The sequence below is a fragment of the bacterium genome, from assembly GCA_035530055.1.
Classification (GTDB): domain Bacteria; phylum UBA6262; class WVXT01; order WVXT01; family WVXT01; genus WVXT01.
On sequence record DATKVN010000081.1, the window covers coordinates 1 to 12,594 of the forward strand.

The 12,594-nt window shown below is 43.1% G+C and carries 9 protein-coding genes and 1 riboswitch; of the genes, 7 read left to right on the forward strand and 2 right to left on the reverse strand.

Annotation, left to right across the window (positions count from 1 at the left end):
• From VMW39_06500 to VMW39_06525, 6 genes are all read left to right on the forward strand, one after another.
• Positions 1-1,189, forward strand: a 1,189-nt coding sequence (locus VMW39_06500) for a phosphoglucomutase/phosphomannomutase family protein (protein HUW23661.1), incomplete at its 5' end; no start/stop codon positions are given.
• A gap of 107 nt (positions 1,190-1,296) precedes the next feature.
• Positions 1,297-2,328, forward strand: coding sequence for an NDP-sugar synthase (locus tag VMW39_06505; GenBank protein ID HUW23662.1), 1,032 nt, complete (start codon positions 1,297-1,299; stop codon positions 2,326-2,328).
• Between the two features lie 25 nt (positions 2,329-2,353).
• Positions 2,354-3,517 carry a methionine adenosyltransferase gene (metK, locus tag VMW39_06510; protein ID HUW23663.1) on the forward strand — a complete coding sequence of 388 codons (1,164 nt, stop codon included), beginning with the start codon at positions 2,354-2,356 and terminating at the stop codon, positions 3,515-3,517.
• Between the two features lie 95 nt (positions 3,518-3,612).
• Complete coding sequence (gene ahcY, locus VMW39_06515; protein ID HUW23664.1) at positions 3,613-4,878, forward strand: adenosylhomocysteinase; 1,266 nt, start codon at positions 3,613-3,615, stop codon at positions 4,876-4,878.
• A 185-nt stretch (positions 4,879-5,063) separates the two neighbouring features.
• Positions 5,064-6,605, forward strand: a complete 1,542-nt coding sequence (gene traF / locus VMW39_06520) for a conjugal transfer protein TraF (GenBank protein ID HUW23665.1) — start codon at positions 5,064-5,066, stop codon at positions 6,603-6,605.
• A 143-nt stretch (positions 6,606-6,748) separates the two neighbouring features.
• Positions 6,749-8,356 (forward strand): S8 family serine peptidase, encoded by a 1,608-nt coding sequence (locus VMW39_06525; GenBank protein HUW23666.1) that lies wholly within the window; start codon positions 6,749-6,751, stop codon positions 8,354-8,356.
• Positions 8,357-8,415: 59 nt separating this feature from the next.
• Here VMW39_06525 and lptG read toward each other — a convergent pair whose 3' ends face one another.
• Positions 8,416-9,501: an LPS export ABC transporter permease LptG gene (lptG, locus tag VMW39_06530; GenBank protein ID HUW23667.1), complete on the reverse strand. Its 1,086-nt coding sequence runs from the start codon at positions 9,499-9,501 to the stop codon at positions 8,416-8,418.
• 175 nt (positions 9,502-9,676) lie between these two features.
• Entirely contained in the window at positions 9,677-10,759 is a 1,083-nt protein-coding gene (gene lptF, locus VMW39_06535; protein HUW23668.1) for an LPS export ABC transporter permease LptF, read from the reverse strand.
• A gap of 324 nt (positions 10,760-11,083) precedes the next feature.
• Positions 11,084-11,160: riboswitch (cyclic di-GMP riboswitch) on the forward strand.
• A 320-nt stretch (positions 11,161-11,480) separates the two neighbouring features.
• Here lptF and VMW39_06540 point away from each other — a divergent pair.
• Positions 11,481-12,594 (forward strand): hypothetical protein (locus VMW39_06540; protein HUW23669.1); only part of this gene is annotated, 1,114 nt, incomplete at its 3' end.

A 12,594-nucleotide genomic window follows, 5' to 3' on the forward strand; every position in this document is an offset into this window, starting at 1 on the left:
TAGTAATAAGTCTGTTCCTGTTCCTTGCGTCTCTTTTGCCATAGTGGAAGGAAAATGCGATGGCGGGGTAATGGTTACTGCCTCGCATAATCCTCCACAGTTTTGTGGTATTAAATTTAAGGCTCTCTACGGAGGCTCGGCGACTGAAGAAATTACAAGAAAAATTGAGAAAAATCTTTATGGTAACAAGGTCTCTGAGTCTGTTAATCCTGAATTGATAATTAAAGAAGATTTAATTCCTTCTTATCTTGCCAGATTGAAATCTTTTATCGATTTTGCTCTTATTAAAGATGCCGGTTTAAAAATTGTTGCTGACCCTATGTATGGCGTGGCAAGTAATTATATCGAAGAAATACTTAAAGACACAAATTGTAACGTAATTACTCTCCACACTCGCCATGACCCGCTCTTTGGAGGATTGAATCCAGAGCCGATAAATGAGAATTTAGGAGAGTTGGAAAAGAAGGTAAAAGAGATGAACGCTGACATTGGTCTGGCGACCGATGGTGATGCTGACAGGATTGCTGTAGTTGATGATGAAGGGAATTATCTTACTCCTCACCAAGTCTTTCCTCTACTGCTTCTCTATCTGGTAAGGGAAAAAGGAGAGAAAGGCAAAGTTGTTCAGACTATCTCCCTGGGTTATTTGAGTGAGAGGATTGCTAAGAAGTGTAATTTAGAATTTCAGGAAGTTCCCGTCGGTTTTAAGAATGTAGCGAATTTGATGTTAAAAGAAAATATCTTTATTGGTGGAGAAGAGAGTGGTGGATATGGATACCAGGGGTATATTCCCGAGAGGGATGGGTTATTGTCCTCGCTATTTTTTGTGGAGATGCTGGCAAAGACAAAGAAGAGACTCTCCACTCTGTTGAGAGAGATGGAAGAAGAGTTTGGAAAGTCGGTCTATGAGAGGGTTGACTTTGAATTGGCGAATACCAGGTGGGAAGGTTTAGAGAAAAAGCAATTTGTCCAGGAACTGTATAAGAGGGCACCGAAGAAACTTTTGGATATTCCTGTGAAAGAGATAAAAACATATGATGGAATTGAGTATATATTGGAAGATGATAGCTGGTTACTTCTCAGACCTTCTGGCACAGAGCCTGTTTTAAGAGTTTATGCGGAAACGGATGAGATTGGGAAGACAGAAAAGTTGCTTGCAATAGGGAAAGAAATCCTTTATAATGCTTGAAAACATCTGGTAGTGTAGGGTTTTATGCCCGTCCCGATAAATCGGGACGCCCATAAAGGGCTACACTACGATATTATTATGGAAATTGGGCTCCTGAGGTTAATACTATGAAAGCGATGGTTATGTCTGCGGGAATAGGGACAAGGCTGCGTCCGTTGACTTATAGCATCCCTAAGCCGATGTTTCCTATTGTGAATAAACCTGTTCTCGAACATGTTCTCGAACTCTTGAGGAAACATAATATTAAAGAAGTGGTTGTAAATCTTCATGCCCATCGAGCGATGATACGTAAGTATTTTGGAGATGGTTCAAGATTAGGTATGAAGATAAACTATTCTGAAGAGAAAAAGTTGATGGGGACAGCGGGTGGGGTCAAGAAGGTAGAACGTTTCTTTGACGATACTTTTCTGGTGATGAGTGGTGATGGTTTGACTAATATTAACTTAAGTGATGTTATAAACTTTCACAAAAAGAGAAAAGCTTTTGGCACTATGGTTCTTAAACGCGTGGACAGTCGCTTTGAGTATGGTATTGCCCTGACAAAAAGGGGAGGACAGATTAAGCAATTTGTGGAGAAGCCTAACTGGAGCAGCGTGTTCAGTAATAAAGTGAATACAGGCATTTATGTATTCGAGCCAGAAGTTTTTCGCTATATTCCCAAGGCAAAATTTTATGATTTTGCCAGGGATGTATGGCCGAAGCTTTTAAAGCGAGGAGAACGGATATTTGGTTATGAGGCAGAAGAATACTGGTGTGATATTGGCAATTTGTTCGAATATCGCCGGAGCCAGAACGATGCCCTGGAGGGCAAAATAAAATTAGACATCCCGGGAGAAAGAAAAAATAAGAATATCTGGATAGGTAAGGGCGCTCAAATAGCTCCTGGCGTGAAAATAAAAGGTCCCTGCGTAATCGGGAAAAATTGCCGGCTCAGGGAGAACGCTTCCATCGGAGAGTTTAGCACAATAGGGAACAACAGCATAATTGGAGAAGGAGCGAGATTGAGAAATTGCATTCTCTGGAATGGTGTCCATGTGAAAAAAGATGTTGAATTGGTGAATTGTATTATCGGCAATAATGCCGAGATATCCACGAATATATCTGTTTATGAAGGCTCGGTAATTAACATACGAGAATAAATGAAATTTATAAGGGAGGGGAAGAGTGAATAAAAGAAATTTCTTTTTCACTTCAGAATCTGTTACTGAAGGGCATCCAGATAAAATTTGTGACCAGATTTCTGACGCTGTCTTAGATGATGTCATCAAGCAAGACTCCCGAGGAAGGGTTGCTTGTGAGACATTTATAACTGTAGGGCTGGTATTTGTGGGAGGAGAAATAACCACAAAAGGCTGGGTCAATTTGCAGAAATTGGTGCGTGAGCTGCTGACAAATATTGGCTATACTAACACTATGTATGGATTTAATGCCCACACCTGTGCTATCTTAAATGCTATTGGCAGGCAGTCAGAAGATATTGCTCAGGGAGTGGATACTGGTGGAGCTGGTGACCAGGGAACAATGATTGGTTATGCCTGCGGTGAAACTCCTGAACTGATGCCCTTGCCCATTATGTTAGCCCATAAGTTGACACGCAAGCTGGCTGAGGTCAGAAAGAAGGGTATAATTAATTATTTAGGTCCTGACGGAAAATCACAGGTGACAGTAGAATACCAAAATGGAAATCCGGTTGTGGTTGACAGGGCAGTTATCGCTGCCCAGCATACGGAAGAGGTGGTGGATAAGACGGGGAAAAAGATGACAGAAGAGGCAAGAAAAGAAATTACAGAAAAAGTTATTATTCCTACTCTCGGTGAATTTTATGACCCCGAGAAGACCAAACTCTTTATTAATGAGACGGGAAAATTTGTTATCGGTGGTCCACAATCAGACACGGGGATGACGGGAAGGAAGATTATTGTAGATACATACGGTGGTATGGCTGCCCATGGTGGCGGCGCTTTCTCCGGTAAGGACCCGACAAAGGTTGACCGTTCTGGCTCGTATATGGCCAGGTATATTGCCAAGAATATTGTAGCTGCCGAGCTGGCTGATAAATGCATGGTTCAATTAGCATACGTTATCGGTGTGGCCGAGCCCGTCTGCGTAGATGTTAACACATTTGGAACGGGAAAAGTGCCTGAGGAGAGACTGATGGAGCTGGTCAAAAAACACTTCGCACTTACACCCCAGGGAATGATTAAGATGTTAAATCTCCTGCGGCCGATATATCAGAAAACGGCATCCTATGGACATTTTGGGAGAGAGGAAGAAGAATTTACCTGGGAAAGAACGGATAAAGCAAAAGACCTGAAAAAAGAAGCTTGAAATGTAGGGTTTCGATCTGGTAGTCGGGCTTGTCCCCGAGCCCGACAGAAACTCTGGGTCAGGGACGACCCAGAGTACCTGGGAGGAATTTATTTATGAAATACCATATAAAGAATGTAAAGCTTGCCCCGGAAGGGAAGTTGTGTATTGAATGGGCCGAGAGGGAAATGCCTGTCTTGAGATTAATCAGACAGAGGTTTAAGAAAGAGAAGCCATTAAAGGGCATGCGCATTTCCTGTTGCCTGCACGTTACCAGTGAAACGGCCAATCTGCTCAATACTTTGAAGACTGGCGGAGCAGACGCGGTTCTCTGCGCCTCAAATCCCCTTTCCACTCAGGACAGAGTGGCAGCGTCACTGGTCAAAGATTTCAGGATTCCCGTTTTTGCCATCTGTGGCGAAGATAAGAAAACATATTACCAGCATATCAGGGCAGCCTTAAATCATAAACCCCACCTCACGATGGACGACGGCGCTGACCTGGTATCCATCTTACATTCTAAGTCTGAGCGTGGAGGAACTCTTATAAAGAATGTAATTGGTGGGAGTGAAGAGACTACCACAGGAGTGATCCGCTTGAGAAGTATGGAAAGTTCCGGCGTGTTAAGATATCCCGTCATTGCAGTAAATGATGCCCAGACCAAGCACTTCTTTGACAATCGCTATGGCACAGGACAATCTACTATTGATGGGATAGTTCGGGCAACCAATATCTTGTTGGCAGGAAAGAATTTTGTTGTCTGTGGTTATGGCTGGTGTGGAAGGGGAGTGGCAATGAGGGCAAAGGGAATGGGTGCCAACGTGTTGGTTACCGAGGTAGACCACCTAAAAGCAATAGAAGCAGTGATGGATGGATTTCGGGTAATGCCCATCCTGGAAGCTGCGAGGATTGGAGATATCTTTGTGACTTTGACTGGTGATATTAATGTGATTAGACCCAACCATTTCCGGCGCATGAAAGATGGAGCGATAATCTGTAATTCCGGACATTTCAATGTAGAATTGGATATTGAAGGTTTAAAAAGAATCTCCAAAAAGAGAAGGAGAATTCGCCAGTTCGTAGAGGAGTATACGCTACCTAATGGCAGAAGAATAAATCTTCTGGCAGAAGGGAGGTTGGTCAATCTTGCTGCTGCCGAGGGACATCCAGCCAGCGTAATGGATATGAGTTTTGCCAATCAGGCTTTGTGTGCAGAGTATCTGAGTCGCCGGGGCAAGAATTTGGCAAAAAAAGTCTATCCAGTTCCCCAAAGTATAGATAGAAAAATTGCCCGCTTGAAACTGAAAACAATGGGAATAAAAATTGATAGCTTAACAGGCGAGCAGAAGAAATATCTCTCCTCCTGGGAAATGGGAACCTGAGAAGTTGTGAAAAAAGTCACTGACAAATTTCCAAACCTGTGGTAATATAGATTGTGAATTGTTGAGTCCTTACGGGTAGTGTAGCCCTTTATGGGCGTAATTTTTACGGGGACAAGCCCCTACACTACTTTTGATGGGTTCGATGAATCGAACCCCTACAAGAAAATACAAGAGGAGGAATCGGAATGAAAAAAATCATTAGTTTGGCAGTAGCAGTGTCAATGGTGGTGATTTTGAAAATGGGCGCTGTCCCTATTTTTGCGAGTTCATTTAAAATTTTAGGAACAAGACCTTTGGGAATGGGGGGAGCATTTGTGGCAGTTGCTGAGGATGCAGTTGCCCAGTACTGGAATCCAGCAGGCTTCGCACTTCAAAAAGGATTTGATATCCAGATTCCTGTGGGAGTGGGTGTAGAGACCACGGAAGGATTAGTTGATGAAGTAGACGACCTGAGAGAGGTAGCCGAGAAAGTAAGTGCGATTCAGGCGAAGCAAGAGGACGGTATCCTTTTGACCGCTGATGAGATGCGAGATTTCACTGCATCAATCAACCAAATGGATGACCTGAACAAACCGGGGTTGGGACTTATTCTGGATATAAACGGCGGGTTTAACATCAGGTATGGCAACATAGGAATCGGAGTAATTAACATAACCGAGTTGGGAGCAGACCCTTACCTCGACCTCGACCATATTGGACTGGGAGAGATGGATACAGATGCACTCGATGCTTTGTGTGTAGACATCGGTGGTTTAGGGGCCGGAGATGTGGAGGGATTGCTGTCTCCGGCACAAACAGATATTGCCACTGATATAGCAAATTCTTTGGATGATTTGGGTGTAGCTCCTACAGTAGGGGGATGGGATAATCAAGATATCGCTCAAGAATTGGTATCTGCTGGGGTTTTGGCAGGTCTTACAGATGCGGAGATAGCTACGGTTGCCGACCAGATTGCTATCGCTGCTGGTCTTGCCGTGCTCGGTTCAATTGAGGATAGTGGGTTTATTAATAATGAAACAAATATTAGATTGAATGGAATAATGCTTTTTGAAGCTCCGATTACCTATGCACTGGAACTGCCCTGGTTAAAGAACCTTTATGTGGGAGGCAATTTCAAGTTTATGTATGGAATGGTGGGGTTTGCCCAATTTGACGTATTTTCCGGAGAGGACCTCATGGGAGGTCTGTATGAAAATTATAATGATAATACTAAGAAGTCAAGCACAATCGGAGCGGATGTAGGTGCCCTTTATGATTTGAAGGAAAGTTTGGGAGTGAGATTTGGAATGGTTGTAAGAAACCTGAACTATCCTTCATTTAGTCAGCCAAAAGAAGCAAAAGAAGCTGGTTTAGACAAGTACGTTATAGAGCCACAGGTGAGGGTTGGAGCAGCCTACTGGCCTTTAAATTTCATAACACTTTCTGCAGATTTAGACCTGACCAACAATAAGACGGCTCTCAAGGGTTATGATTCGAGAATGTTCGGCCTGGGGGCAGAGGTGAATATTCTTAATAGGTCCTGGCTAAACCTTGCCCTGCGTGGCGGGTTTATGGATAATTTAGCTGAGAGTTCCGGGAGTATGTTCACTGCCGGACTCGGTTTAAATATCTTTCATGTCAATTTAGATTTTGCCGCGGCGATGAGTACTAAAAGCACAACGATAGCCGATAGCCAGAAGTTCCCTACTTCTTTAATCGGCTCATTTGGAATCTCAGTTAACTTCTAACACAAACTCTGGAGTCCTCCCGAAAGGGAGGGAAGACCTTGCTTTCGCAAGGACTCCAGAGTCTTTTGGAGTAGCGAAACTTGTTTCGCATTAATAACGCAGAGCAAGCTCTGCTACTCCAGAGTTTTGGATACCAAACAAAAATGGTGATGAAGAAAAAAATATCTTTTGCCTTCCTTATTTGCAATATTCTCCTCCTCTCGCAAAACCTCCTGGCAGAACCAATAAAAGAAGCATCTATTATCGACCTCAAAACCAATCGGAAAGTATCGGTAGTGGCTGCTGAAATCCTGGTAAAATTTAAGCCCGAGGTGGAAAAAGAGACCATAGATAAGATTAATAAAAAGTTTGGGGTAGAGATAAAGAAGAAACTGAGAATTAAGAATGTCTATCGCCTGAAGGTTCCCCCTGATAAGACTATTAATGAGATGCTGAAAAAATACAAAGAGGACCCCGATGTTGAATATGCTGAACCGAACTACATAAGAAAAGCTTTTCGGGATCCAAATGACACACTATATCCCGTAAGTCAGTGGGGAATTACCAAGATACAGGCGCCGCAGGCGTGGGACACCGAGACAGGGAAAGAGAGCGTTGTCATTGCTATCCTGGACACTGGCGTAGATTATGACCATGAAGATTTGGCGGGAAATATGTGGAACGATGGGGGTGGCAATTGTGGCAAAGATTTTGTAAATGGAGATGACGACCCTGATGACGACCACAGTCAAAGCCACGGCACGCATTGCGCCGGCATTGCCGCAGCCGTCACAAATAATGCTTTAGGAATTGCCGGTGTCTCCTGGAAGTCCAAAATTATGGCAGTGAAGGTTCTTGACGAGACCGGAGGCGGGACTTTGGGTTGGGAATTGGAGGGCATAGATTATGCTGTTGACAACGGCGCAGATATTATCAGTATGAGTTTTGGCACTATTGACTATCCTCCTATTCCCAACGGTCCAGAAAGGAATATGATAAACGATGCTTATAACAAAGGTTGCCTTTTAGTAGCTGCTTCGGGAAATGACAATCAGCCTTACGTTGCTTACCCGGCAGCGTACGATAATGTGATTGCCGTTGGGGCAACTAATGAGACTGATGAGCGTTGTGACCCCACAGATTGGCTTGCCGGCTACGGCAGTAATTATGGAGACGAACTGGACGTGATGGCTCCGGGTAACAATATTTTGAGTACTGTGCGAACGGATTTAGGTCCGCCGTTTTATGCCAATATGAAAGGCACGTCTATGGCTACGCCATTTGTTTCCGGACTGGCAGCTCTAATTCTTTCCTATCTGGGAGGGTTGGCGCCTTCTGACGTAAGGCGAATAATTGAGAAGACTGCGGACGACATAGGTGGTTCCGGCTGGGACCAGGAGACAGGATGGGGAAGGATAAATGCTTATAGCGCCTTGACTGCTTATTACGTGGCGGGAGAGATTGTCCATCTGGCAATGAATTATCCCAATCCATTCCGGCCGGCAGAGGAAAATTATACTACTATCTATTTCACTACCAATCGAGCTGTGGCAGATAAAAGTATTGGTATTTATAATTCAGCCGGGGAACTGGTCTTAGACGTAGAAGGGAGCAGCATATATATGGATAAGTGGTATGACGATGGATACGTCTATAAATACGAATGGGATGGGAAAAATGATTATGGAGATAGGGTGGCTTCTGGAATTTATATATATGTAGTTAATGCCGACGGTAGTAAGAAAACAGGAAAGCTTGCAGTTATAAAATAGGTAGTGTAGGGGTTTATCCCCGTAAAAACTACGCCCATAAAGGGCTACACTACATTTTATTATTTATGGACTTTTGAGATTAAGACGAGTCCTAAAATTCCGAATATAAGATTGGCAAACCAGGCAGCTAAAATAGGTGGCAAGATGTGGTTCTCTCCAATTGCTTTACCTACCGAGAACATCTGCCAGTAGAAAAAACAGATAAATAGACTGAGAGCAAATCCTCTTACCTTTCCACTCCTTGAAGTTTGCAAAGCAAAAGGAATACCCACGAGCATAATTATGAAACAGGAGAAGGGAAAGGATATTTTTGAGTGTAGCGCCACTTTTTCATTAATTGCGGGAATGCCATTTTTGGTTAGCTTTGCAATATAGTCTCTCAGCTCGAAATAGTTCATTTCACCAGGTTTTTTCTGCTTGCGCAAGAAATGGTCCAGGCGTTCCGGCAAATGGAAAATTCTTTCCTTAAATTTCTCTTCTCTTATTGTTCCTCCCTGCTCATGATTAAACTGGCGGAAAACTCCCTCATAAAATATCCAGTAATTGCCTTTCCATACGGCTTCTTTGGCATAGATTTGATTTATTAGAGCAGAGTTTTTGTCGAATTGGTCAACCGATACTCCTTTCATTAACTTCTTCTCTCCGTCGAGAAACTTTATGGTGTACATCCTTCCTTGTTCCCCGGCTATCACCAGGTTGTCCTGCTGTTGATAGTTTCTAATTTTTCGGTGTTTCACTTTTACGTTGTAGACGTAATCTACTTTTTGATTGGCGTAAGGCACGACGACTTCACTGAACAAGAGAGAGTCCATAACCAGGAACAGGCAGAGAACTAACAGAGGAGATAGAATTCTGTATAGGCTTATTCCGGAGGCTTTCATAGCTGTAAGTTCGTTATGGCGGGCAAGTCCTCCCAGAGAGAAAAGAGTGGCCAGAAGGACTGCTACGGGAAATGTCTGAACCAGCCATTCAGGTATTCGCCAGACGAGATATTCTGCACAAACCAGGAAGGGAGTTCCCAGGTCAATCCATTTGTGAAGCTGGTAAAATAATTCAGAAATTATCAAGAGAGAAGCAAAAGCAGTCACTCCCAGGAGAAATGGTTTCAAGAATTCATTTAATATGTAACGAGTTAAAATACGCATTTGTGTTTTCAATGAAATTGGATTTCCGGAGACTGGTCTGATTATGTTTGGAGTCCTTGCGAAAGCAAGGTTATTCCTCCCTTTCGGGAGGACTCCAGATTCAACTCTTTTTTGGGCGGCCACGGAGTGCCGCCCCTACATTGACGCGGAGCTTTCGCTCCGCTACTCCTTTCATTTATTTTGCCGTTCTGTAAATCATCCAGGTGCCGGCTATCCCTATTATCAAATTTGGCACCCACACACCGAAGAGGGGAGGGGTGATTCCCTTTTCTCCCAGGGTAATCCCTTCCACCAGGAGAAACCAGTATAACAGAAACAGGCCCAGGCTCAAGCTAAATCCAATCGATTTCCCCCCCTTGCGCGCTTTTATTCCCAGAGGAATTCCGATTAAGCAGAAAACGAATGAAGCAAAAGCCAGGGACCTACGTTGATGGTATTCCACTTCTAATGAATGAGTAGGGATATTATCTCGCTTCAGTTTTCTTATTTCCTGTAGAAGCTCGGATTTTTCCATCTGTCTGATTCGTTTCGCCGTGGGCGGCGGAGTCTGGGTGAGGTCGAGTGAAATATCGTAATTCTTAAAATAAGTTATGCTGTACTTATCGGGGTCATCTTTATCTTTCTGTTGGATGCTCCCATCAAATAACCGGAAAACTACGCGTTTTTCATTCGACACCATATTTCCGTGTTGGGCTGTGATTAGAGTGGGAAAACCGGCCTCTTCCATTTTATACATAATTATGCCCGAAAGTTTTCCTTTTTTTTGCTTAATCTTCTCTACGTATAGTCTGTAATCCTCTATTTCCAGGAAGGTGCGCTCTTCAAGTTTAAGTATGGGATTCTTTTGGACTATCTGGTAGTATAGTTTGTGGAATCGATTGTAAGAGCGGGGCGCTATCTGTTCGTTAAAGGAGACTAAAAATATACTGACAATAAAACTCAGAATAATGACAGGGAAAAAGATACTGTATAGACTTACACCCGATGCCTGGATGGCAGTTATCTCGTTATCTGAAGAGAGCCTGCCAAAACAGACAAGGGTGCCCGCCAGGATTGCCATGGGAATGGTGTAAACGAGAATGGAAGGTAATACATATCCGAGGATCTGGATAACTGATAGCAAGCTTACACCCTTACTAATCAGGAGGTTTATAGAATCGAATAATCTTTCCATAATTAAGATAAAGGTAAATATGAAAAGAGCAAGAAGGGTAGGAGGTATGAATTCAGTAATAATATAGCGATGTAGAATTTTCATTTTAATGGTAAGTCCAAGAAATAACCTAGAGTTTGTGTTTTTTCTATTTAATAGAATTATACATTATTCTATCGATTATATCAATTGTAAAATTGTGTAAAGATAGCCAATAGAGAAATGTAGCTGCAAAGCGAAACTTTGCCTTGTAGGGGCGACACTCTGTGGTCGCCCGAAGGAAGGGACGGCACGGAGTCCGTCCCCTACAGGGAAGGCAAAGCTTACGCTTTGCCGCTACAAGAGGGCATGTCGAAAGCGGTTGACAATAAAGGGAGTCTGTGATATAATCATTTTAGAAGCTACATAATTTATAGGGTCAGCCTGTCTTTTCCGAAAAGGCAAACTCCGAGAAATCGGGGGACGCAAAACCACAGTCCCGCACAGCGGGAGGCTGGGTTACCGAAGGAAGACACGTAGAGAACTATTTAGCCGCGAACCAGTGATTCGGATGCGGGTCGTACTTTTTTGGAGAAGACTGGGGAGCGGTTTTTTTATTGTAAATTGGGATTAAATTAGTTAAAATACCTTAAATTATTGGGGTCCCGATAGGAGTGTCAAGCGAAAGCTTGAATAAATACCTCCCTTTCGGGAGGATTCCAGGACTCTGGAGTAGCACCGCTTGCGGTGCGTTTACTTGCTCTGTGTTATTAACGCGAAACAAGTTTCGCTACTCCAAATCTTTTTTGATGAATCAAACCCCTACAACGAAGATTTAAAAGGAAAAATGTTACTTTCCAGAAAAACCATTCTATTGGTTTTGATTGCATCCATTGGACTTGCTTTAGTGAGTTCTATGGACGTTAGGGGTGGTGCACTCGAAGATTTTGATGCTTTTATAAAGGAAAAGGAGAAAGAAAAGGAATTTATCTCCTATAGTCAAGAAGAATGGAATAAGATGAGGGATGAGAAGGAGCAAGGAATATTTATAATTGAAGAAGAACTTTTGGCTCCGCCGAAAGTGGAAAAGGTAAAAGAAGTAAAACCAGAAGAGGAAGAAGCTGTTCCCCCTGTTCCCGGAGGGATTGGTATAATTCTTCCGTTTGAGTCGAGGTTGAGCATATCGGGACAGAAGAGGATCTCCATGAAGTATGGTGCTGTATTCTATAAGGATGAGGAGGAGAGGACAACTACTGGCACTCCCGCCGGGGTTACTGAAGGGTTTGATATGGACCAGGAACTCCAGGTGAAGATTAAAGGAAACGTGGGTACAAAAATTACGGTTAATGTAGACTATGATGATACTGTAGAGGATAAGAGAGATATCTCCGTGGTGTATAAAGGAGACCCTGATGAAATTGTTCAGGAGGCAGCATTCGGAGATATTACCCTGGAACTTCCCGCAACCGAATTTGTCGCCTATAAGAAGAGCGTATTTGGAGGGAAATTGAATATGCAGTATAAGGAATTTAAATTTATGGCTATCGGCTCGCAGACCAAGGGAATACCAGAGGAGAAGAAATTTAAAGGTAAGAGCACGTTTGAAAAAAGGGATATTAATGATACGTCGTATCGGCGACGAAAATATTACGAATTGTGGGACGATAAAAACATTCAAAGCGGGAGTGAACAGGTCTATATTGATGACCGGGATGGGACAAATAATCAGAATGGTGCCGAGATGATGGTGAGAAATGTTGACCTTCTACCCTTAACCGGCAGTGCCACATATTACGGATACTTTAATCTTCAGGTTCCGGGACAGGATTATACTATAGACTATATCAAAGGGATTATCACTTTCCGCAAGACTATTTATGAAAATTATGTCATTGCTGTGGATTATAAAGACTCCAGTGGTCAATTGATTTCGGTGGGCAATAACGGTTACCGCAAGATAC